The organism is Stenotrophomonas sp. S49 (assembly GCF_016624905.1).
In the GTDB taxonomy this organism is placed as follows: domain Bacteria; phylum Pseudomonadota; class Gammaproteobacteria; order Xanthomonadales; family Xanthomonadaceae; genus Stenotrophomonas.
Map to the genome: position 1 here is coordinate 1 of NZ_JACVUD010000075.1, position 21,726 is coordinate 21,726.

A 21,726-nucleotide genomic window follows, 5' to 3' on the forward strand; every position below is an offset into this window, starting at 1 on the left:
GGTCACTTCACCATGGGGGCTCGTAGGCGCCATCCATGGCGCCTGCGGTCCCGCCTGCCCATACCACCCCGCCTTCGACAGATGGCTGCGATCTGTAGGGACGGCACGGGGTCGGATCCCGTTGCGCAGCGACGGGCTCTGACCCCGGATGGATCTCGGTGAGTGACAGATTCATCCACGCATGGCGTGGATCTACCCGATCACGGTTGCGCCAGTAGATCCACGCCATGCGTGGATGCGTTCCCCAAGGTCACCATGGGTTCAGTGCCGCACGCTGAATGCGCGGCGTTGGCGGGTAGACTGTGGCTCTCGCTTCCCTCGAATACCGGTTGCCCGATGTCTTTCCGATTCCGCTGGTTGCCCCTGTTGTGCCTGGCCCTTGCCGGCTGCAAGCAACTGGAAAATCCCGGCAACGTGACCGCGGCCGACAAGGCGACGCGGGCGCCGGCCAGCGATGGCGAGAACATGGTGTCGATCAATGCCGCCGATGCGCCGCCGCCGCCGGCACCGCCGCGCAGTCGGGCGGACCGGCCGTGGGCGGCGGCGCAACTGGAAAACGGCAACGCCTGGATCAGCTGCAGCACCGATTACGCCGGTGGGGAGGGCGATGGTGTGGCGCTGGAAGGGCTGGGGCGCGATCAGATCCAGCAGGCGCTGGCACCATGCGCCGAGCGTGGGCTGCTGCGCGTGCGCTATGCCGGCAAGATCAATCCCGGTTTCGCCGAACTGGTCTGGCGCCTGGCCGTGGTGGCCGACGCGCTGAAGATCCACAAGCGCATCCTCGATCTGGATTCCAGTGGCGGCCAGGTGGAATCGGCCATCGTGGCCGGCGACAGCATCGGTGAATCGGGCTGGACGATCTGGGTGCGCGAAGGGTCGATCTGCCACAGCGCCTGCGTGTTCGTGCTTGCCGCGGGCGACAACCGCCTGCTGTCGGGCAAGGTCGGCATCCACCGTATGATGCGCATCAGTTCCAAGGCGACCTCGCGCGCGGAACTCAACCGCGAACTGCACGAGGTCTATGACAACGTGAAGGATTACCTGCAGCGCAACGGCGTTGCCGTGGGCGTGGCCGATCTGATGATGACCGTGCCCAACCGCAGCCTGCGCCTGCTCACTCCCGAAGAGCTGCGTCAGTTCGGCCTGGATGGCACCAATGCGGTGCAGGACGATCTGGAGCGGATCAAGCAGATGCGCACCTGCGGCGATGATTTCGTGCAGCGCAAGGATGCCTTCCTGGTCGCCTTCGACCAGCAGTGCAAGCGCGAGGGCGTGGACATGGAATCGATCAACAGCTGCGGGCAGGCGCTGAAGGAACGCTTCGGCTTCCCCGATCCGGTGTGCCCGGAAGAAAGTCCGTTGTCCGAGATCGATGTGGCCACCCTGCCGCCGGCGCCGCCCGAGCCGCCGGTGGCCGAGCAGCCGCCGGCTGCTGGTAGCGGCGGCGCACCCGCCCAAGCCGAGGCCGCTGCACTGGAAGCCAGCAGTACTACGCGCTGACGAGCCGATCACCGCGCTGGCGTAGACTGCGGTTCCATTCATTGAACCGGCGGTGGCCATGAAGCGCGCGTTCCTGTTGCTGTCCCTGTTGCCCCTGGCCGCACTGGCGCAGGCACCTGCGCCGGCCACGCCCGCACCGGCGCCGGCGCGCCCGGCACCGGCCACGTCGGCCGCTGCCAAGCCCGCCACCGCGGCTGCGCCGACGCTGACCCCGGCCCAGCAGGCCCAGGTGCAGAAGCAGGACGCAGAAATGACCGCCGCGGCGCTGAAGGCCGCGCAGCTGGTCGATGGCAACCGCGCCGGTGAGCTGTGGGACGGTGCTTCGGTCGTGGCGCGCCGCGCTGTCCCCAAGGCCGCCTTCGTCAGCCAGCTCACGGCCGACCGTACCCGCCTGGGCGCCCTGGCCGGGCGTGGCCAGCCCAGCGTGACCCGGGTGAAATACGGCCCCGGCGCGGCGGTGCCGGAAGGGCTGTACATCAACGTCAGCTTCCCCACCCGCTTTGCCAGCAGCGCTCAGCCGGTGCGCGAACTGGTGTCGTTCCGTTTCGACGAAGACCAGACCTGGCGCCTGGCCGGCTACAGCCTGCGCGCTTCCGTTCCCTGACGGAGATCGAACATGGCGACCGAACTGACGATGCTGGCCTGGGCCATGCTGCTCGGCTTCGTGCATATCTTTGCCGCCACCGGTGCGGCCACCCGCGAGCGCGGCCTGAAGTGGAACGCCTCGGCACGCGACGGCCAGAACGCGCCGCTGGGTGCGCTGGCGGCGCGGTTGGCGCGGGCCCAGGCCAATTTCTTCGAAACCTTCCCGTTCTTCGCCGCCGCCGCCATTGCGGTGGTGCTGTCCGGGCGCAGCAGCGAGCACACGGTGCTGGCCGCGCAGGTCTACTTCTGGGCCCGCGTGGTGTACCTGCCGCTGTACGCCAGCGGTGTGCCGTATGTGCGCAGCCTGGTCTGGGTGGTGTCGATCGTGGCGGTGCTGTCGCTGGTGCTGGCCCTGCTGTAAGGCCGGTAGAGGGCAGGGGCGGTTGCTGCGCTGATCCAGATCAAGGTCCTTAACGTGCCCAGCGCTAAGCTGGTAGCGAACGGACAAGGGTCAGGAGACAGGCATGCGTGGGATGGACGTGGTAGTGGTGGGAGCCGGGCCGGCCGGCCTGTGCTTTGCGCGCGCGCTGGCCGACAGCGGCCTGCAGGTCGGGCTGGTGGAAGCCCAGCCGCGCCAGGCACTGGCGGCGGCCGCCTTCGACGGCCGCGAGATCGCACTCACCCATGCCTCGCGCCAGACGCTGGAACAGCTGGGCCTGTGGCAACGGCTGCCGGCCAGCGAAATTGCCGAACTGCGCGATGCCAAGGTGCTCAACGGCGGCTCGCCGTTCGCGCTTACCTTCGCCAGCGAACGCACGGCCGACCAGCCGCTGGGCTGGCTGGTGCCCAATCACCTGATCCGGCGGGCGGCCTGGCAGGGCGTGCAGGACCAGGAGGGCCTGCAGCTGTTCGACGGGCGCAAGCTGCAATCGCTGCGTGCCGATGCGCAGGGCCACGTGGTCACCCTGGATGACGGCAGCCAACTGCACGCACGCCTGCTGGTGGCCGCCGACAGCCGTTTTTCCACCACCCGCCGCATGCTGGGCATCGGCGCGCAGATGCGCGACTTCGGTAAATCGATGCTGGTGTGCCGCATGCAGGTCGAGCGCGACCATCACCACACGGCCTGGGAATGGTTCGGCTACGGCCGCACCCTGGCCCTGCTGCCGCTCAACGAAGGGCAGGCGTCAGCGGTGGTCACCCTGCCGCCGCGGCAGATCGAGCAGCTGCTGGCGATGGACGAGGTGGCCTTCGGCCAGGCCATCACCACGTTCTTCGAGCACCGCCTGGGGCAGATGCAGCCGGTGGCCACGCCGCAGGCCTATCCGCTGGTCGGTGTCTACGCGCACCGTTTCGTCGGCAGCCGCTGTGCGCTGATCGGCGATGCCGCCGTGGGCATGCACCCGGTCACCGCCCACGGTTTCAACCTGGGCCTGGCCAGCGCTCAGCGCCTGGCGCAGGGCATCTTGGAGCAGCAGCGACGCGCGGCGGAAATCGGCGCCGAGGGCATGCTGGCCCGCTACGAGCGCGGCCACCGGCTGGCCTCGCGGCCGCTGTACGAGGCCACCAACGCCATCGCCAGCCTGTATACCGATGACCGCGCGCCGGCCCGCCTGCTGCGCGCGGCCGGGTTGCGGCTGGCGCAGGGCGTAGCACCGTTCCGCAAGGTGATTGCCTCGCACCTGACCCAGCGCGTGGCCTGATCCTGCCTTGCCCGGCCGGGTCAGCCGGCCGCCAGCACGCGGATCTGGCTGTCGTTGAATTCCACCACCTGGCCTGCGCGGATCTTGCAGGCCTTGCGCAGCTCGACCTGGCCGTCCACCAGCACCTGACCGTCGCCGATCACCATCTTGGCCTCGCCGCCGCTGGTGACCAGGTCGGCCAGCTTCAGCAACTGCTTCAGTTCGACGTACTCGCCGTCGAGGTCGAATTCGAGAATCTGCATGGAACGCGGTTTCCTGGTGGGGGCGGGCCGGGGCCGGCCGCGCGGGTCGCGTATTGTGCGCCAGTGTGGGCGGCCATGGATGCGAATGGTTTCCTGTACGCGCCGTTCAGGCACGGTGCGGTATCATTCCCCTCTGAGCGAGTGAATCTCCCTCCGAACGAGCAGCGCCAGGGCACGCGATAAGAAGGGCGCCCAAAGCGCGGACCATCCCTTTTTTATCGCACTGCCATGCAGATGGCCGTGCCTTTGGAGTTTTCCATGTCCCAAGATTCCCAAGCGCCGCTGCAGTTCTCGCAGCTCGGCCTGTCCGAGCCTGTCATGCAGGCGGTCAGCGCCATCGGCTACGAAACCCCCTCGCCGATCCAGGCCGCCACCATTCCGGCCATGCTGGAAGGCCGCGACGTGCTGGGCCAGGCCCAGACCGGTACCGGCAAGACCGCGGCCTTCGCGCTGCCGGTGCTGTCCAACATCGATCTGCAGCAGACCAAGCCGCAGGCCCTGATCCTGGCGCCGACCCGCGAGCTGGCCATCCAGGTGGCCGAGGCGTTCCAGTCGTATTCCTCGAAGATCCCCGGCTTCCGCGTGCTGCCGGTGTACGGCGGCCAGCCCTACGGCCAGCAGCTGTCGGCCCTGCGCCGCGGCGTGCACATCGTGGTCGGTACCCCCGGTCGCGTGATCGACCACCTGGACCGCAGCACCCTGGACCTGTCCGAGCTGAAGACCCTGGTGCTGGACGAAGCCGATGAAATGCTGCGCATGGGCTTCATCGACGACGTCGAAGCGGTGCTGAAGAAGCTGCCGGAGCAGCGCCAGGTGGCCCTGTTCTCGGCCACCATGCCGCCGCAGATCCGCCGCATCGCGCAGACCTACCTGCAGGACCCGGTGGAAGTGACCATCGCGGCCAAGACCACCACCTCGGCCAACATCCGCCAGCGTTACTGGTGGGTGAGCGGCATGCACAAGCTGGACGCGCTGACCCGCATCCTGGAAGTGGAGCCGTTCGACGCGATGATCATCTTCGCGCGCACCAAGGCCGGCACCGAAGAACTGGCCAGCAAGCTGCAGGCCCGTGGCCTGGCCGCTGCCGCCATCAACGGTGACATGCAGCAGGCCCAGCGTGAGCGCACCATCGCCATGCTGAAGGAAGGCAAGCTGGACATCCTGGTGGCCACCGACGTGGCGGCCCGTGGCCTGGACGTGGAGCGCATCAGCCACGTGCTGAACTACGACATCCCGTACGACACCGAAAGCTACGTGCACCGCATCGGCCGTACCGGCCGTGCCGGCCGCAGCGGCGAGGCGATCCTGTTCGCCACCCCGCGCGAGAAGGGCATGCTGCGCCAGATCGAGCGCGCCACCCGCCAGCCGATCGAAGAAATGCAGCTGCCGAGCGTGGAAGCGGTCAACGATACCCGCATCAACAAGTTCACCTCGCGCATCAGCGAAACCCTGGGCGCCGGCGGTCTGGATTTCTACCGCCAGCTGCTGGAGCGTTTCGAGACCGAGCAGAACGTGCCGGCCATCGAAGTGGCTGCCGCACTGGCCAAGATGCTGCAGGGCGATACCCCGTTCCTGCTGCAGCCGCCGGTGCGCGCGCCGCGTGAAGAACGCGCGCCGCGCGAGCGTTTCGACCGTGGCGACCGCCCGGAACGCGGTGATCGCTTCGACCGCAACGAACGCGGCCCGCGCTTTGAACGCGGCCCGCGCCGCGAAGAAGGCGAGGGTGGTTTCGAACAGCGCCCGCGCCGTGAAGTGCCGCCGCGTGGTGCACCGGACCAGGGCATGGAGACCTACCGCATTTCGGTGGGCCACCAGCATGGCGTGAAGCCGGCCAACATCGTCGGCGCCATCGCCAACGAAGCGGGCCTGGAAAGCCGTTACATCGGCCGTATCGACATCCACGACGATTTCTCGCTGCTGGACCTGCCGGCGCAGATGCCGCAGGACGTGCTCAGCCACCTGCAGAAGGTATGGGTGTCGGGCCAGCAGCTGCAGATGCGTCCGCTGGCGGCCGGTGAAGAGATCAACCCGGCTCCGCGTCCGTTCAAGCCGCGCTTCGACAAGCGCGGTCCGGGCGGTCCGGGTGGCCCGCGCCGCGGTGGCCCGGGTGGCCCCGGCGGTGACCGTGAAGGTCGCCCGCCGCGCCGTGATGGCTTCAAGCCGCGCGGTCCGCGCAGCTTCTAAGCACCACGCCTGAAGGGGCGGTGGTCGACTGGGCCTTCATCTTCGGATGGCCCGGGCGACCGCCGCCCTTTTTCGTGGGCTTCGCACCGTCCACACATCCACGGTTCTAGGCTGAACGGGTTCCGCAGGAGGTTGCCACCGTAATCGCGTCCGGGGGGGATCCAGGATGGGTAGGAGGGGTAGCGAGCAGCAAGACCGACGGGTGCCGATGACCCGGGGGTTGGGGCTGCGATTTGCATTGCTGACCGGGATGGCGATCGGCCTGGTTGGGCTGTCGGCTGTCATCCAGGAGCTGCAGGCGGCGTCCACCGCCTGGATTGCCGGCCAGGGGCACTGGTCCCGCGGCCAGCAGGAGGCCACCTCGGCGCTGAGCCGATACCTGGTGCGCGGCCAGTTGATCGATCTGAATGATGCCGAGCGCGCGCTGCAGCTGCCGCTGGGTGACCTGCACGCGCGCCTGGCGCTGGAACAGCCCGAGCCGGACGAGGCGAGCGCCCGCGCCGGCTTCCTGCGCGGCGGCAACGCCAAGGGTGACGTGGCACGGTTGGTGTTCTCGTTCCGCCATGCCCGCGATTTCGGCGCGTTCCGTGATGCCACCACGCTGTGGCGACAGACCGACCCAGGCGTGCTGGCCATGCAGGCGCTGATCAGCGAACTGCGCCAGCGCCACCATGAAGGCCCCTTGACGGTGCAGGCGCGCGATGCCTACCTGCAGCGCCTGCGCGACATCGACCAGACCCTGCAGGGGCAGGCGAAGGCGTTTTCGCAGGCCCTGCTGGACATGTCAGGGGCGGTACGCATCGCCACTCTGGTGGTCGGTGGCGTGTCGGTGCTGGGCATCACCCTGATGGCCATTGCCCTGGCCCGACGCGTGGGCAAGGACATGGGCGAACATGAAAGCCGGTTCCGCGCCGCGTTCTACCAGGCCAACGTGGGCATGCTGAAACTGGACGCGCAGGGCCGGGTCATCGAGGCCAACCAGGCCATTGCCGATATCCTGGACTATCGCCGCGACCAGCTGCTGCAGGCCACCTTTGCCGAGCTGTTGATGGAAGGCGAACTGGTGCTGGACGAGCAGGGCCAGATCGACTGGGAGCGGCAGCTGCGGCCAGGCGAGCTGCGCTTCCGCCGGCGTGACGGCAGCCTGGTGTGGGGCCGCTGGAGTGGCACCGGCGTGCGTACCCCCGGCCGCGGCCTGTCGGTGTTTGCAATCATCGAAGACGTCAGCCAGCACCATGCTCTGGCCCGCGAGATCGAGCACCACGCCAGCCATGACCCGCTGACCGGCCTGATCAACCGCCGCGAGATCGAGCGGCTGCTGGAGAACGCCCTGCTGCAGGTGCGCTCGGAAGGCGGCGTGCATTCGCTGTGCTACATCAACCTGGACCACTTCAAGCTGGTCAACGACAGCTTCGGCCACGCCGCCGGTGACCAGATGCTGCGCGGCTTCGCCGAGTACCTGATCGGCGCGGTGCGCGACGGCGACTGGGTCGGCCGCCTGGGTGCCGACGAGTTCGCGGTGTTCCTGGCCCGCGCCAGCCAGGACGAGGCCAAGCGCGTGCTGCAGCGGCTGCTGCGCAACCTGGGCCAGGCCACGTTCCCGATCAGCGAAGGCAGCCCGCAGTTGAGCTGCAGCATCGGCGTGGTGGAAGTGACCGCCGACGCGCAGGACGTGAACTGGCTGATGAGCGCGGCCGACAGCGCCTGCTATGCGGCCAAGCAGGCCGGGCGCAACCGCATCCACTGTTTCAACGAAGACCGCCTGGCGCTGGAGGAGCGGCGGCAGGAGGCCGAGCGCCTGCAGCGGGTCAGCCGGGCCATGGCCGAGAACCGCATGCTGCTCTACGCCCAGCGCATTGCCAAGGTGGGCGATCCGGGCTACCTGCATTACGAGGTGCTGGTGCGCATGCGCGATGCCGCCGGCGCACTGCACCTGCCGGGCCAGTTCATGCCGGCGGTGGAACGCTACGGCATGGCCGTGGCGCTGGACCGACATGTGCTGGGCCTGTTGTTCCGCCACCTGCAGGTGTGCCCGGCGCACGTGCGCCAGCTCGGCCTGTGCAACGTCAACGTGTCGGCCCAGTCGATCGCCGAGCCGGGGTTCCTGGCCTTCGTCTGCGACCTGCTGGAACGCAACCGCGCGCTGGCGGCCAAGCTGTGCTTCGAGATCACCGAAACAGCGGCGATCAGCAACCTGACCCAGGCGCGGGCGTTCATCGATGCGGTGAAGGCGCGCGGCTGCCGCATGGCGCTGGACGATTTCGGCTCGGGACTGTCCTCGTTCGGCTACCTGCGGCAGTTGCCGGCCGACATCCTGAAGATCGACGGCGCCTTCGTGCGCGACATGGGCAGCGACCCGGTCAGCCATGCCACGGTGCGCGCGATCAGCGAACTGGGCCGCGAACTGCAGATGGAAGTGGTGGCAGAATGGGTGGAGACCGAGGAAGTGGCCAATGCGCTGGCGGCACTGGGCGTGCAGGGCCTGCAGGGGTTCGCCATCGAGCGCCCGCAGCCGCTGGAACGGCTCACCCTGGCCGACCAGCGCCCGCTGCGCTTGGTGGGCCAGCCCGGAGCGGAGCACTGAGCCGTCGACCTGGGGGGGCCGCATTTGGTCTACACACCGGGGCCGCCGCAGGCTGCGATAATGGCCGCAGGGGCGACGTGCACTGGGCGCGGACGTAAGCAACAGCGGGACAGAGCGTGGTTGGCAGGCACGTGCGGTTTGAAGTAGGGGCAGTGCTGGTGCTGCTGCTTGCCTGGCTGGCATTGCCCTGGCTGGGCCACGCGCGCGCGGCCGAAGCCGGGCGCGACTATCTGCTGGTGGGCGCCGCTACCGATGTGCCCACACCGCACCGCGCGTGTACGCCGCAGATGCTGGCCGGGCCGCGCCAGGAAGTGCGCGTGGATGCCCCGCCGGGCGGCTGGTCGGGCGAACCGCAGGCGCTGGATGTGTTCAACGTGTTCGCCGGCGAAGTCCGCCTGCAGCATGGCGAGCGCGAGATCTGCGGCAACATGGACGATGCGCGTACCCGCGATTCGCGCTTCCGCGCCGGCATTGGCATGGTGGCCGTGCCCCGCGCCGGCAGCCATGAACCCTTCTTCGTTTCCTGGCAGACCCCGCTGAAGGCGCGCTGGGTGCCGACCTTGCGGCTGGGCGCGCCCAGCCCGGTGCAGCAGAACGACACCGCACGCCTGCTGGTGCGCGCGGCCTGCATCGCGGTCGCCATCGCGCTGGCGCTGTCGGCGCTGATGGGCTACCTGACCACCCGTGACCGCAGCTTCCTGTTCTACATCGGCGCCACGCTGATCCTGGTGCTGTGGCAGGCGGTGCTGGGCGGCCTGTCTGGTTACCCCGAACCCTGGCTGCCAGTGGGCGAGCGCGCCGCCTGGTGGTTGATCGCGCTGACCGCGGCCACCCAGGCCATGGCACTGCCGGCGCTGTGGCGCCTGAACGGGGGCGATCGGCAGTTGCCGCGCTCGCGCCTGCCGCAGCAGATCGTGCTGTGGGGCCTGCTGGCGGTGGCCGCGCTGGTGCCGTGGCTCGGCCGCGACGGTCTGCAGGTGGTGGCGGTTGGCCTGCAGGTCAGCTTCATCCTGGGCTGTGCGCTGTCGCTGGCGGTGGGCCTGTGGGCGCGGCTGCGCGGCGATGTGTGGTCGCAGGCCGGGCTGGCCGCGCTGACCCCGATGCTGGTGCTGATCGCCGCCGACGCCGTCAGTGCGGGGTGGTTGCTGGAATACCGCGTGGAAGCGCTGCAGCTGGCGGTGACCTGGCTGCTGATGATGGCCGCCTACGCCCTGAACCTGCGCCTGGGCCGCCTGCGCCAGCAGCGCGACGAGATGCGCCACCTGGCCGAGACCGATTCGCTGACCGGCCTGCCCAACCGCCGCGCCGGCCTGCAGCAGCTGGGCGAACACCTGCAGCGCGGTGCGCGCGATGACGGTGGCCTGGTCATCGGTTTCCTCGACATTGACCTGTTCAAGGACATCAATGATCGCCACGGGCATGAGGTCGGCGACCAGGTGCTGGTGGCGGTGGCCCGCGCCCTGCGCGCCAGCGTGCGCGGCCAGGACGAGGTTGCGCGGATGGGCGGCGAGGAGTTCCTGGTGGTGCTGCCGGGGGTGACGCGCGAGGATGCGCGGCGGCGCCTGGACGTGCTGCGCCAGCGCATCACCGAAGCTTGCCAGAGCCTGCAGGTGCCCGGCCTGCAGGTGACCGCCAGCATCGGCCTGGCCCAGTGGCGGCCCGGCCAGGACGACCTGGCGGCCCTGCTGCGGCGTGCCGACCATGCCATGTACGTGGCCAAGCGCGGCGGCCGCAACCGGGTCTTCGACGGCGAAACCACAGATTCCGTTGCCGTTGCATGAGGCGGCGAGGGTGGCAATGCCGGATAATGGGCGCATGACCACCCGACTCAACAAACATATTGCCGAAACCGGCTTCTGCTCCCGCCGCGAGGCCGACCGTCTGATTGCCGACCGGCGCGTGACCGTGAACGGCCGCCCGGCCGGCACCGGCGCGGTGGTCGGCGAGGACGACACCGTGCTGGTGGACGGCCAGCCGCTGCGTGCCCGCACCGCGCGCAAGCCGGGCGCGCGCCGCCACGTCTACATCGTGCTGAACAAGCCGGTCGGGGTGACCTGCACCACCGAAACCTCGGTGAAGGGCAACATCGTCGAGTTCGTCGGCCACGAACAGCGCATCTTCCCGATCGGCCGCCTGGACAAGGAGTCCGAAGGCCTGATCCTGATGACCAGCAATGGCGACATCGTCAACCAGATCCTGCGTGCCGAGAACGGCCACCAGAAGGAGTACCTGGTGGCGGTGAACAAGCCGGTCACCGACGAGTTCCTGCGCGGCATGGCGCGCGGCGTGCGCATCCACAACCAGATGACGCTGCCGTGCCGCACCTCGCGCATTGCCAAGTTCGGTTTCCGCATCACCCTGCAGCAGGGTCTGAACCGGCAGATCCGCCTGATGGCGGCGGAGTTCGGCTTCCGCGTGACGCAGCTGCGCCGCGTGCGCATCGACAACGTCAAGATCGGCGCGCTGAAGCCGGGCCAATGGCGCAACCTGACCGACCAGGAGCTGCACGGGCTGCTGCCGCAGCAGCAGGACTGGTAAGCCCCCTCGGACGAATGGCCGCCGGGCATGACCCGGCAGCAACATCGGCTAGACTCGGCGGCGACCTGCCGGAACATGACGCTGCATGATCAAGCCCGACAAGCCTGCCAACGAAGCCGAGCGCCTGCAGGCGTTGTATCGCTACCGCATTCTCGATTCGGACCGTGAAAAATCCTTCGATGACCTGGTGGTGATCGCCAAGGCGGTGTGCGGTACCAGCATGGCCGCAGTCACCCTGATCGATGTCGAGCGGCAGTGGTTCAAATCCATCCAGGGCATCGATGCGGCGGAAAACCCGCGCAGCGAATCGATGTGCGGGCACGCCATCCTGCAGCCGCAGGAAATCATGGTGGTGGAGGACGCGCTGCGGGACATCCGTTTCCACGACAACCCGGTGGTGACCGGCGATCCGCACGTGCGTTTCTATGCCGGCGCGCCGCTGGTCAGCAGCGATGGCCTGCCGCTGGGCACGCTGTGCGTGTTCGATGCGCACCCGCAGCAGTTGGCGCCGGACAAGGCTGAGGCGCTGGCCGCGCTGTCACGCCAGGTGATGCTGGTGATGGAACTGCGCCGCTTCGCGCTGGATATCCAGAACCACATGCTGGAGCGCGATGATTACGAGCGCCTGCTGGCCGAGTACCACGAGGTGCTGCTGGCGCAGAACGCCGACCTGACCGAACAGAGCCGCACCGACGCGCTGACGGGATTGCCGAACCGACGCGCGCTGGCCGTCGCCCTGGCCGAAGCGGTAGCCACCGCCGATGGGCAGCTGCGGCAGACCTGCGTGGCCCTGGTGGATATCGACCATTTCAAGCAGATCAACGATTTCCAGGGCCACGCCACCGGCGATCGGGTGCTGGCCGAACTGGGGGCGCTGCTGCGCTCGCACTTCGGCGGGCGCGGCATGGCGGCGCGCTATGGCGGCGAAGAGTTCGTGGCCCTGATGCCCGATGTGGACCTGCGTACCGCTGAACTGCAGTGTGAGTTCCTGCGCATGGCGGTGGCCGATCTGCCGCTGGGCTTCCCGGTCACCATCAGCATCGGCGTGGCCCAGTACCAGCCGGGCGAAAACACCGACCAGACCCTGGCCCGCGCCGACGCCGCGCTGTACCGGGCCAAGGCCAGCGGCCGCAACCGCGTGGAGCTGGCCCCGTAGAGTCGAGCTTGCTCGACTGCTGTTGGCGTGTGTCCAGGTAGAGTCGAGCTTGCTCGACTTCTGTTGGCACCCGGCGAAAAGCAGTCGAGCAAGCTCGACTCTACCCACTGATTCTGTAGCGTCGAGCCATGCTCGACGGCGGCGCCTCATTCGGCGATGTTGCGCGCCTCGGCGGTGCCCAGGATTTCCGGGTGCTGCACCGGTTTGCGGCGGTTCAACAGCGGGTGCAGGAACACGGCGCCGACGATGATCGCCACGCCCAGGTAGAACCACGGGGTCACTTCGTGCTGTTCGTTCAGCAGCGCCACCGCCAGCACCACCGCGTACACCGGTTCCAGGTTGGTCACCAACTGCACCGTATAGGCGCTCAGGTGGCGCAGCGCCACCAGGGCCAGGGCAAACGGCAACAGGGTGCAGGCGCCGGCCAGCACCAGCAGCAGGGTGCCGTCATGCAGGTCCGGCACCACCCACAGCGGGCTGGCCAGGGCCGGCAGCAGGTACGGCATCAGCGGCGCCAGCAGGGTCAGGGTGAGGGTGCCGGCACCCAGCTCCAGCGCGGTCACCGTCAGCGGATCGGCATGGCTGACCATGCGCTTGTTGAGTGAGCCGAACACGGCCACCAGCAGCGCCGAAAGCGCGCCCACCAGCACCCCCAGACGCATGCCATCGGGTACGCCGCCCACCACCAGCGCCACGCCCGGCAGCACGGCCAGGGCGAAGGCCAGTTCGCGCAGCTGGAACGGCCGCTTGGCCACCCAAGGCTCGATGATGGAGGTGAACACCGGTGCCAGCGCAATGCAGGTGGCCGCGACCGAGGCGTTGGCCAGCTTCACCGCGCCGTAGAACGTGAGCCAGTGCAGCGCGACCAGCGCACCGATGCCGGCATAACCGGCCACCCGCCGCAGCGGCAGGGTACGCAGGCCACGCCAGACCCGAGGCAGCAGCGCCAGCATGGCCACCACCAGCAACATGCGCCACCACACCAGCGGCAGCGCCGGCAGGGTGATCAGCTTGCCGAGGATGGCGGTGATGCCCCACAGCAGGACACAGAAGTGGATCTGCCAGAGCGCTTTGCGGGTATCGGGGGTGGCCATGTGCGTATTGTGCGGCATGCGTGTGGCGGCCGGCGATGGCTGCGGCATGCTCGCCGCACCGTACTTGCGGGTATCGCCATGGCCGCGCGCTGGAACCTGTTGAAAGGCTGGGCTCTGCTGACTGCAGTGGTGGCGGCGGCCGCCGCACTGCTGCTGCAGTGCGCGCTGCTGCTCACCGGCCCCGGCGCGGCGGCGGGCGTGGCCATGGCCACCCTGCGTTTCTGCAGTTACTTCACCGTGTTGAGCAACCTGGCGGTGTGCCTGGGCTGTGTGTGGATCGCATGTGGCCGCCACCTGCCAGCGCCGTTGGCGGCGACCCTGGCGCTGTGCATCGGCGTGACCGGGCTGGTCTACGGGCTGGTGCTGCAGCGGTCGCTGGGCCCGGTGCTGCTGGTGCCGGTGGCCTACCTGGGCTGGGCGATGCTGTGCGGCGCGTTGACCGGGCAGGTGCCGTACCCGTTCCTGGACCTGCAGCGCATCGGAGTGGCCGCTTTCAGCGGCAACGTGCTGCGCGTGGCCGGCGTGTTCGTGCTGGGCTGGACCGCCCTGTGGGCACTGGACCGCTGGCGCGGCCGCTGAGCGTGCCCGAACCTACTGGCCGGCCCCGGCGCGCCACGGGTCGTAGCTGCCGAACCACCACAGATAGCCTTCCGGGTCGGCGCAGGCATAGCCGCGGCCACCGTAGTCCTGGTCGGCAATATCGATGACGATGCGCGCACCGGCGGCCTTGGCGCGGGCGTAGTGGGCATCCACATCGGCCACGATCACGCAGGCACTCTGGGTCTGCCGCCCATCCACCTCGTCGGGCATCACCGCCAGTTTCGACCACTCGCCGCCGTTGCTGGCCGAGCCCAGCATGATCATGCCCTGGCCGAACACCAGCTGGGCATGGAAGACCGTTCCGCCCTCGGCGTACACCGCCTGCGCATGGAACCCGAAGGCACGTTGCAGCCAGTCGATCGCTGCCAGCGCATCGCGGTAGCGCAGGCAGGGAATGATGGTGGAGCCGCTGCCCACCGCAAGATCGTCAACCACGGCACCCCTCCTATGGCACAGGGCAGGGTGGATCGCCGCCCGTTACCATCGTGCGAAACCCCGGTGACGGCCTGCACACGGCCGCGACCCCTGTTCGGAGATGGTGCTGGATGAAAACCTGGATCGGAGGAGCCGTGCTGCTGGCGTGCACCACCATGGCGAGTGCGGCCACCCCGCCGCAACTGCAGGACCTGGACGCAACGGTGGAGCGCGTGCGCGCGCAGTTCGACGTGCCCGGCGTAGCCGTGGCCGTGGTCAAGGATGGCCAGATCGTGCTGGAACGCGGCTGGGGCGTGCGCGAACTGGGCAAGCCGGCACCGGTACAGGCCGATACGCTGTTCGCCATCGCCTCCAACACCAAGGCGTTCACGGCTACCTCGCTGAACCTGCTGGCCGAGGACGGCAAGCTGAAGATGGACGACAAGGTGATCGACCACCTGCCGTCGTTCCGCATGTCCGACCCCTTCGTGACCGGGCAGATGACCCTGCGCGACCTGCTGTCGCACCGCAGCGGCCTGAGCCTGGGCGCCGGCGATCTGCTGTTCTGGCCCACCACCAGCTACAGCAATGCCGAGGTGGTGCAGCGCCTGGGCCAGGTGCCACTGAAGGGCGGTTTCCGCGAGCGCTATGCCTACGACAACATCCTCTATGCGGTCGCCCAGCAGGTGATCGAGAAAGTGTCGGGCATGAGCTACCAGCAGTTCCTGCAGACGCGCATCTTCGACAAGGTGGGCATGGCCGGTACGCGCTACAACGCCGACCACCTGCAGCCCGGTGACAACGCGGCGGTGGGCCACGCCAAGTACGATTTCAAGGACCTGCGCACGGTTGCGCCGCTCACCTGGTCGAACAACGCCGGTGCCGGTGGCATCTATTCCAGCGCGCACGACATGGCGCGCTGGATGCAGGTGCAGCTGGCCGAGGGCACGCTGGCCGACGGCACGCCGCTGTTCAGTGCCAAGACGCAGAAAGACATGTGGCAGATGATCACGCCGCAGGCCATTGCCACGCCGAGCGTGCCCGAACTGGAGCCGGCACGGGCCAACTTCGCCGGCTATGGTGAAGGCTGGAACCTGAGCGACTACCGTGGGCAGAAGCTGGTCTGGCACACCGGCGGCTGGCCGGGCATGGTTTCGCGGCTGACCCTGGTGCCGGGCCAGAAGCTGGGCGTGGTGGTGCTGACCAACCAGGAATCGGGCGCGGCCTTCAACGCGATCACTCTCAGCGTGCTCGACGCCTACCTGGGCGGCGAAAAGCATGACTGGGTCGACGCCTACGCCAAGGGCGTGGCCAAGGGCCAGGACAAGGCCGACGAAGCCTGGGCCAAGCACCAGGCCGAGCGTGCCAAGGGCAGCACGCCGTCGCTGCCGCTGCGTGGCTATGCCGGCCAGTACCGCGATCGCTGGTACGGCGACATGGCCATCGTGGCCGAGGGCAAGGGCCTGCGCCTGAGCTTTGCCAAGACCGCGCAGCTGACCGGCCGCCTGGAGCACTGGCAGCACGACACCTTCATCGTGCGCTGGGACGACCGCTCGCTCAACGCCGATGCGTTCGTGAACTTCAGCCTGGACCCGGACGGCAAGGTGCGCGAGGTGCGCATGCAGTCCATCTCGGACCTGACCGATTTCAGCTTCGACTTCCAGGACCTGCAGTTCACCCCGGTCACCCCGTGACGGTAGCGCCGGGCCATGCCCGGCGAGCGCGCGGGATGAACACCCGGCATGGGATAATCCCCGCGCTGATTTATGGCGAGGGACTGTGATGTTTCGTTGGTTTGAATCTCTGATTCCGGTGTTCCCGCCGGTCGATGGCCGCATGCCGCCGCAGAAGGTGCTGCCGTTCTACCTGCACTACCTGCGCCCGGTGTGGCCGGTGCTGCTGGCCACCCTCATCGCCGGCCTGCTGCTGGCGCTGGTGGAAGTGGCGATGTTCGATTACCTGGGCCGCATCGTCGACATGGTCGCCGAACAGCCCGGTGCCGGCTTCTTCCAGCGCCACGCCAATGAACTGGGCTGGATGCTGTTCATCACGGTCATCGCACGGCCGATCCTGGTGGGCCTGCACAACCTGCTGGTCAACCAGGCCATCGTGCCCGGCCTGAGCAACCGCTCGCGCTGGCTGATGCACAACTACGTGGTGCGGCAGAGCCTGAGCTTCTTCCAGAACGATTTCGCCGGCAGCGTGGCCAACCGGGTGATGCAGACCGGTACGTCGCTGCGCGAATCGGCGGTGCAGATGGTCGATTCGCTCTGGTACATCGTGGTCTACACCGGCACCGCGCTGTACCTGTTCGCGCAGGCCGACTGGCGCCTGATGGTGCCGTTGATCCTGTGGCTGCTGGCCTATGCGGTGATCCTGGCGTACTTCGTGCCGCGCGCCAAGCAACGCGCATGGATCGCCTCCGAAGCGCGTTCCAAGGCGATGGGCCGCATCGTCGATGGCTATACCAATATTCCCACCCTGAAGCTGTTCGCCCACGGCGGCCGCGAGCAGGCCTACGTGGCCGAATCGATCCAGGAACTGGCGGTGAAGCATCGCGCACAGACGCGCATCACCACCGGCATGGACCTGACCATCGCCATCGTCAACGGTTTCCTGATTGCCGGCACCTGCGGCCTGGCGCTGTGGCTGTGGAACGGCGGGCACATCACCGTGGGCGCGATCACCCTGGCCACTGGCCTGGTCATCCGCATCCACAACATGTCCGGCTGGATCATGTGGACCATCAACGGCATCTTCGAAGACATCGGCACCGTGCAGGATGGCATCACCACCATCGCCCAGCCGCTGACCGTGCAGGACCGTGACGATGCGGTGCCGCTGCAGGTGGCCCATGGTGGCGTGCGCTTCCAGGACATCCACTTCCACTACGGCAAGAAGGGCGGGGTGATCGCCGGCCTGGACTTGGTGGTGAAGCCGGGCGAGAAGATCGGCCTGGTGGGCCCCTCCGGCGCCGGCAAGTCGACCCTGGTCAACATCCTGCTGCGCCTGTACGACCTGGAAAGCGGCCGCATCCTGATCGACGGGCAGGACATCGCCCACGTCACCCAGGAAAGCCTGCGCCAGCAGATCGGTGTGGTTACCCAGGACACCTCGCTGCTGCACCGTTCGATCCGCGACAACCTGTTGTACGGCCGTCCCGATGCCAGCGACGAGCAGCTGCGCGCCGCCGTGGCCAAGGCCCGTGCCGAGGCGTTCATCGACACGCTGGTGGACGGGCAGGGGCGCCGTGGCTATGACGCCCACGTCGGCGAGCGCGGGGTGAAGCTGTCCGGCGGCCAGCGCCAGCGCATCGCCATCGCCCGCGTGCTGCTGAAGGACGCACCGATCCTGGTGCTGGACGAGGCAACCTCGGCGCTGGATTCGGAAGTGGAAGCGGCGATCCAGGACAGCCTGGACGAGCTGATGGGCGGCAAGACGGTGATCGCCATCGCGCACCGGCTGTCGACCATCGCGCGGATGGACCGGCTGGTGGTGATGGACCAGGGCCGCATCGTCGAAACCGGTACCCATGCCGAACTGGTCGATGCCGGTGGCCTATATGCACGCCTGTGGGCGCGGCAGACCGGCGGCTTCATGGCCGCCGATCAATAACCGCATCGGGGTCGGATCCCTTTCCGCAGGAAAGGGCTCTGACCCCCTGCTGGACCAGGGAGGTCCCATGAAACGCAACTGCAGACACGTGATCGCACTCGTCATGTGTGTTGGCGCTTCGGCACTGCCTTCTGCGTACGCCCAGAATGTGACTCCCGCCACCGATCCTGTCGTCCAGATCTTTGCAGAGAAAGAAGGGCTGACCGCGGAGGAAGCCGACAGGCGCCTGCGCCTTCGAATGGCGGCTGGAGAAGCGCTTCAGAAGATCATGGAGGTCATGCCGGACCGGTTTGCAGGCAAGACGTTTACCGAGAACCCGATGGTCGTGACGGTGAGGCTGACCGGAGCCGACCCAGTGCCTTCCAGGATCGTTGACACCCGATACGGACGGGTCACCTACCACTTCGTGGTGGGTGCGGCGCATTCCCTGAATGAGCTTCAGAACGTAGTGGGATCTGGAAAGATCCAGGCGCTGTTCCCGGAGCACCAGGGGATAATGGTCGACGGCGAGCGCGGCGTCATCGTGGTCGAGTTGCCTGAAAAGGACTTCGATAACAGTTACGAAAGCGAAGCGCTTGATGTCAGGCGTATGTTCTCTGTTCCGATCGAGCTGAAGAAGGCTGCAGCGCCTGTGACGCCACTGTCCGTGCGGAATGCCATCCACGCCACGCGTGGATGAAAAACGGCCCGGTTTCCCCGGGCCGTTTTCGTTCACCTCATACCCGGTCGATTACTCGATCGGCTGGTCCAGCATCAGCTGGCGGGCGAAGCGCACCGGCGGCGCGCCGTAGGACAGCATCTGGTCGTGGTAGGCCTTCAGGTTGAACTTGTCGCCCAGCTTGTCCTGCATGGCCTTGCGCGTGTCGAAGTGTTCCTGCGCACCGACGAAGTAGGTCGGCAGCTGCGCCGAGGTCAGCTGCGCGCGCACCCACTTGCCGCTCGCTTCGCTTTCCTGCTGGAACGCATCGTGGGTCATCAGGTGCATCGCCTTTTCGCGATCCCAGTTGTCCACGTGCACGCCCTGGTCCAGGATCGCGTTGGAGATGGTGCGCAGGTAGAACTTCAGCTGCACCAGGTGGAACAGCGGGTCGTTGTTGAGGTAACCCTGCTCCTGCATCATGCGCTCGGTGTAGACCGCCCAGCCTTCGGCGAACAGGCCCGAACGCAGCACGGCGCGCAGGGTGGAGGGGAACTTGGCCGAATGCCAGCCTTCCAGGTAATGGCCCGGCGTGCCTTCGTGGATGCTCAGCAGGTGGATCATGCGCGAGTTGTATTCGCGCAGGAACGAATCGACCTGCTTGTCATTCCAGTCGTCGGGAATGGGCGAGACCGCGTAGAAGGTCTTCAGGTTCTTGTCCAGCGGGCCCGGCGAATCGCAGTAGGCCACGGCCACGCCGCGCTGGAATTCGGGCATCAGGATGATGTCCACCGGTGCATCGGGCAGGGTCATCAGATCGTGTTCGCGCACGAACGCGGTGGACTGCTCCAGCGCGGCCTTGGCATCGTCCACCACCTTGTCGCGCGCCGGCTTGTCGGCGTAGGCCAGCTCCAGCGCCGCTTCAATCGCCTTCTGCTGCTGCTCGTCGGTCGGCTGGGCCGGCATCTCCGGTGCGCCCGGCTTGCCCTTCAGCACGGTCTGCGCGATGCCGTACATGTCCTCGCGCACGCGCTTGAGTTCGGCACGCGCACGCTCGCCGATCTCCTGGCGCGACAGCGAGGAATTCAGCGCGAACTTCAGCTTCTGGTCGTACTTTTCCGCACCGATGCGGAAGTCGCCTTTGGCATTGGGCACCAGGGTCTTGTCCAGCCAGGTCTGCTGCTCGTCCACGGCCTTCTTCAGGCCATCGATGGCCGCCTGCAGGCGCTGCTGGTCGGCCTGCGGCAGTTCACCGATATGCGGGGTGATGAAGGTATCGACGATGCTGAGGATGCCCTTGTTCTGCTTGGCCACCGTCTCGGCGTGGATCTTCGGCACGCGTGCCGGGTCCAGGTTCTCGCGCGCCTGGGCGAAGATCGCCGGCAGCTTTTCCATGCGCGCAGTGGCCGACTTCAGGCGCTCGGGCAGCGGGGCGAATTCGCGGGCCATCAGGCCGTAGATCGCACTGCCGGCCAGGCCGTTGTACAGCTGCGGGTCCCACTGGCCCGACTGCAGCACTTCGGCGTTCCAGATTTCCGACTGCAGCTGGTTGCGCAGGATCGCCGCGTCCACCTGGTTCTCGCGGCCCAGCTTGGCCACTTCGATCTTGTCCAGCTCGCCCAGCAGCGCCTTGTAGGCGGCCACGGTCTTCTGCTGGCCGGCGGCGCTCAGGTCGTCGATCTCGCTGTCATAGCGGTGGTCGCCGATCTGGGTGGCGCTGACCGGCGACAGCTGCATCCAGGTGTCCAGGGCGCGCTTGGACAGATCGGCGAAGGCCGCATCGGCGGCCCGGTCAGCGGCCTGCTGGCCGGCGGCCGGGGTGGAGGCGTTGGTCGGGGCGTCGGCCGGCTGGCAACCGGCCAGGGCGGCAACCAGGGCAAGGGCAAGAAGATGCGGGCGCATCAGGCGTTCCTGTACGGGGTCAAACCCCGAGCATAGGCCGCCGGGGCTGCTTTGTCCCCCTGCCATAGGATTACCATGTGCGCCTCAGGGAATCTTCATTGGAGCGCAGGACATGCAGGAACAGGGACGCGGCCGCTACGGCGCGATGGCGGTGATGGCCAAGGGGGCGCTGCTGGCGCTGGCACTGGCCGGCTGTGCAAAGAACGGTGATATGGCCGCCGATGCCGGCGGTGTGGCCGCCGCCGCGGTCTCTTCACCGGAAGGCGCGTTCCTGGCCTACGAGCACGACGTGCAGGTGCAGCTGCCGGCCGAGCAGATCGCGCCGCGCATCCAGCAGATCGCGCAGGCCTGCCAGAGCGCGAAGTTCGGCGACTGCGCAGTCCTGCAGGTCAACCAGCGCAGCGGCGAACGCCCCGATGGCGAGGTGCGCGTGCGTATTGCGCCCAAGGGTACCGAACCGCTGATCGCGCTGGCTGGCGAAGGTGGCACCGTGCAGTCGCGCAACACCCGTGCCGAAGACCTGGCCCAGCAGGTGGCCGATACCGCGCTGACCAAGGCGCGGCTGGAAAAGGAGCACGCGCGCCTGCTGAGTTACCAGGACCGGAAGGACCTGAAGGTGGAAGAACTGCTGGCGGTTACCGCGCGGCTGTCTGAAATCGAGGCGGGCGTGGAGCAGGCCAACAAGGACAGCGCACAGCAGCGCCGACGCATCGACACGCAGCTGGTGACGGTGCACTTCGGCACGACCTCGGGCCAGCGCAGCCGCAGCGAGATCGGTGAAGCGCTGAGTGAATCGGGCAGCATCCTCAGCACCAGCGTGGCCTTCCTGATCCGCGCGGCTGCCGCGTTGTTGCCGGTGGCGGTCATCGCGGTGCTGTGTGGCTGGGGCGTCCGTACCTGGTGGCGGCGCCGCCGTCGCAAGGCCTGACCGGCGCCGCAGTGCGGGTAGCGGCCGGGCCAGGCCCGGCGCGC

At 67.9% G+C, this 21,726-nt stretch carries 18 protein-coding genes; 14 read left to right on the forward strand and 4 right to left on the reverse strand.

Features of this window, described 5'->3' with window-relative positions; genetic code table 11:
* Nucleotides 1-336: 336 nt before the first annotated feature.
* The 4 genes from IAE58_RS14910 (at nt 337) to ubiM (ending at nt 3,788) form a co-directional block, all read left to right on the forward strand.
* Nucleotides 337-1,500, forward strand: a complete 1,164-nt coding sequence (locus tag IAE58_RS14910; protein WP_199933592.1) for a hypothetical protein — start codon at nt 337-339, stop codon at nt 1,498-1,500.
* 58 nt (nt 1,501-1,558) lie between these two features.
* A complete protein-coding gene (locus IAE58_RS14915) occupies nt 1,559-2,104 on the forward strand; it encodes a DUF4019 domain-containing protein (RefSeq protein ID WP_199933593.1) in 546 nt (181 codons plus the stop codon).
* A 12-nt stretch (nt 2,105-2,116) separates the two neighbouring features.
* Nucleotides 2,117-2,506, forward strand: coding sequence for an MAPEG family protein (locus IAE58_RS14920; RefSeq protein ID WP_108749028.1), 390 nt, complete (start codon nt 2,117-2,119; stop codon nt 2,504-2,506).
* A 103-nt stretch (nt 2,507-2,609) separates the two neighbouring features.
* A complete protein-coding gene (gene ubiM / locus IAE58_RS14925; protein WP_199933594.1) occupies nt 2,610-3,788 on the forward strand; it encodes a 5-demethoxyubiquinol-8 5-hydroxylase UbiM in 1,179 nt (392 codons plus the stop codon).
* Between the two features lie 20 nt (nt 3,789-3,808).
* Here ubiM and IAE58_RS14930 read toward each other — a convergent pair whose 3' ends face one another.
* Complete coding sequence (locus IAE58_RS14930; RefSeq protein WP_108752563.1) at nt 3,809-4,030, reverse strand: RNA-binding S4 domain-containing protein; 222 nt, start codon at nt 4,028-4,030, stop codon at nt 3,809-3,811.
* A 258-nt stretch (nt 4,031-4,288) separates the two neighbouring features.
* On the opposite strand from IAE58_RS14930, the gene IAE58_RS14935 reads away from it, so the two are divergent.
* The 5 genes from IAE58_RS14935 (at nt 4,289) to IAE58_RS14955 (ending at nt 12,492) form a co-directional block, all read left to right on the forward strand.
* Entirely contained in the window at nt 4,289-6,214 is a 1,926-nt protein-coding gene (locus IAE58_RS14935; RefSeq protein ID WP_108754755.1) for a DEAD/DEAH box helicase, read from the forward strand.
* 166 nt (nt 6,215-6,380) lie between these two features.
* Nucleotides 6,381-8,798 carry an EAL domain-containing protein gene (locus IAE58_RS14940; RefSeq protein ID WP_199933595.1) on the forward strand — a complete coding sequence of 806 codons (2,418 nt, stop codon included), beginning with the start codon at nt 6,381-6,383 and terminating at the stop codon, nt 8,796-8,798.
* Between the two features lie 116 nt (nt 8,799-8,914).
* Nucleotides 8,915-10,579, forward strand: coding sequence for a diguanylate cyclase (locus IAE58_RS14945; RefSeq protein WP_199933596.1), 1,665 nt, complete (start codon nt 8,915-8,917; stop codon nt 10,577-10,579).
* 34 nt (nt 10,580-10,613) lie between these two features.
* Nucleotides 10,614-11,336: a pseudouridine synthase gene (locus tag IAE58_RS14950; RefSeq protein WP_108752566.1), complete on the forward strand. Its 723-nt coding sequence runs from the start codon at nt 10,614-10,616 to the stop codon at nt 11,334-11,336.
* A gap of 85 nt (nt 11,337-11,421) precedes the next feature.
* Nucleotides 11,422-12,492 (forward strand): sensor domain-containing diguanylate cyclase, encoded by a 1,071-nt coding sequence (locus IAE58_RS14955; RefSeq protein WP_199933597.1) that lies wholly within the window; start codon nt 11,422-11,424, stop codon nt 12,490-12,492.
* Between the two features lie 146 nt (nt 12,493-12,638).
* Here IAE58_RS14955 and IAE58_RS14960 read toward each other — a convergent pair whose 3' ends face one another.
* Nucleotides 12,639-13,586 (reverse strand): DMT family transporter, encoded by a 948-nt coding sequence (locus IAE58_RS14960; protein WP_199933598.1) that lies wholly within the window; start codon nt 13,584-13,586, stop codon nt 12,639-12,641.
* 78 nt (nt 13,587-13,664) lie between these two features.
* On the opposite strand from IAE58_RS14960, the gene IAE58_RS14965 reads away from it, so the two are divergent.
* Entirely contained in the window at nt 13,665-14,165 is a 501-nt protein-coding gene (locus tag IAE58_RS14965) for a Pr6Pr family membrane protein (protein ID WP_199933599.1), read from the forward strand.
* Nucleotides 14,166-14,177: 12 nt separating this feature from the next.
* Here IAE58_RS14965 and IAE58_RS14970 read toward each other — a convergent pair whose 3' ends face one another.
* Nucleotides 14,178-14,621 carry a VOC family protein gene (locus IAE58_RS14970; RefSeq protein ID WP_199933600.1) on the reverse strand — a complete coding sequence of 148 codons (444 nt, stop codon included), beginning with the start codon at nt 14,619-14,621 and terminating at the stop codon, nt 14,178-14,180.
* Nucleotides 14,622-14,731: 110 nt separating this feature from the next.
* Here IAE58_RS14970 and IAE58_RS14975 point away from each other — a divergent pair, with 110 nt between their 5' ends.
* The 3 genes from IAE58_RS14975 to IAE58_RS14985 all read left to right on the forward strand — a co-directional run bounded on the left by IAE58_RS14975 (nt 14,732) and on the right by IAE58_RS14985 (nt 18,894).
* Nucleotides 14,732-16,294, forward strand: a complete 1,563-nt coding sequence (locus IAE58_RS14975; protein WP_199933601.1) for a serine hydrolase — start codon at nt 14,732-14,734, stop codon at nt 16,292-16,294.
* A gap of 88 nt (nt 16,295-16,382) precedes the next feature.
* Nucleotides 16,383-18,215 carry a multidrug efflux ABC transporter SmrA gene (smrA, locus tag IAE58_RS14980; RefSeq protein WP_199933602.1) on the forward strand — a complete coding sequence of 611 codons (1,833 nt, stop codon included), beginning with the start codon at nt 16,383-16,385 and terminating at the stop codon, nt 18,213-18,215.
* A 67-nt stretch (nt 18,216-18,282) separates the two neighbouring features.
* The gene (locus IAE58_RS14985; RefSeq protein WP_199933603.1) at nt 18,283-18,894 is read left to right on the forward strand and encodes a hypothetical protein; all 612 of its coding nucleotides are present in this window, start codon (nt 18,283-18,285) and stop codon (nt 18,892-18,894) included.
* Nucleotides 18,895-18,945: 51 nt separating this feature from the next.
* On the opposite strand, the gene IAE58_RS14990 is transcribed toward IAE58_RS14985, so the two are convergent.
* The gene (locus IAE58_RS14990; RefSeq protein ID WP_199933604.1) at nt 18,946-20,754 is read right to left on the reverse strand and encodes a DUF885 domain-containing protein; all 1,809 of its coding nucleotides are present in this window, start codon (nt 20,752-20,754) and stop codon (nt 18,946-18,948) included.
* Nucleotides 20,755-20,908: 154 nt separating this feature from the next.
* On the opposite strand from IAE58_RS14990, the gene IAE58_RS14995 reads away from it, so the two are divergent.
* Nucleotides 20,909-21,682 carry a DUF4349 domain-containing protein gene (locus IAE58_RS14995; RefSeq protein ID WP_199933611.1) on the forward strand — a complete coding sequence of 258 codons (774 nt, stop codon included), beginning with the start codon at nt 20,909-20,911 and terminating at the stop codon, nt 21,680-21,682.
* The last annotated feature ends 44 nt before the right edge of the window (nt 21,683-21,726 follow it).

Bases quoted from the DNA above. Each gene is read 5' to 3' on its own strand.
- IAE58_RS14910 (WP_199933592.1), top strand. From the start codon at position 337: ATGTCTTTCCGATTCCGCTGGTTGCCCCTGTTGTGCCTGGCCCTTGCC.
- IAE58_RS14915 (WP_199933593.1), top strand. From the start codon at position 1,559: ATGAAGCGCGCGTTCCTGTTGCTGTCCCTGTTGCCCCTGGCCGCACTG.
- IAE58_RS14920 (WP_108749028.1), top strand. From the start codon at position 2,117: ATGGCGACCGAACTGACGATGCTGGCCTGGGCCATGCTGCTCGGCTTC.
- ubiM (WP_199933594.1), top strand. From the start codon at position 2,610: ATGCGTGGGATGGACGTGGTAGTGGTGGGAGCCGGGCCGGCCGGCCTG.
- IAE58_RS14930 (WP_108752563.1), bottom strand. From the start codon at position 4,030: ATGCAGATTCTCGAATTCGACCTCGACGGCGAGTACGTCGAACTGAAG.
- IAE58_RS14935 (WP_108754755.1), top strand. From the start codon at position 4,289: ATGTCCCAAGATTCCCAAGCGCCGCTGCAGTTCTCGCAGCTCGGCCTG.
- IAE58_RS14940 (WP_199933595.1), top strand. From the start codon at position 6,381: ATGGGTAGGAGGGGTAGCGAGCAGCAAGACCGACGGGTGCCGATGACC.
- IAE58_RS14950 (WP_108752566.1), top strand. From the start codon at position 10,614: ATGACCACCCGACTCAACAAACATATTGCCGAAACCGGCTTCTGCTCC.
- IAE58_RS14955 (WP_199933597.1), top strand. From the start codon at position 11,422: ATGATCAAGCCCGACAAGCCTGCCAACGAAGCCGAGCGCCTGCAGGCG.
- IAE58_RS14960 (WP_199933598.1), bottom strand. From the start codon at position 13,586: ATGGCCACCCCCGATACCCGCAAAGCGCTCTGGCAGATCCACTTCTGT.
- IAE58_RS14965 (WP_199933599.1), top strand. From the start codon at position 13,665: ATGGCCGCGCGCTGGAACCTGTTGAAAGGCTGGGCTCTGCTGACTGCA.
- IAE58_RS14975 (WP_199933601.1), top strand. From the start codon at position 14,732: ATGAAAACCTGGATCGGAGGAGCCGTGCTGCTGGCGTGCACCACCATG.
- smrA (WP_199933602.1), top strand. From the start codon at position 16,383: ATGTTTCGTTGGTTTGAATCTCTGATTCCGGTGTTCCCGCCGGTCGAT.
- IAE58_RS14985 (WP_199933603.1), top strand. From the start codon at position 18,283: ATGAAACGCAACTGCAGACACGTGATCGCACTCGTCATGTGTGTTGGC.
- IAE58_RS14990 (WP_199933604.1), bottom strand. From the start codon at position 20,754: ATGCGCCCGCATCTTCTTGCCCTTGCCCTGGTTGCCGCCCTGGCCGGT.
- IAE58_RS14995 (WP_199933611.1), top strand. From the start codon at position 20,909: ATGGCCAAGGGGGCGCTGCTGGCGCTGGCACTGGCCGGCTGTGCAAAG.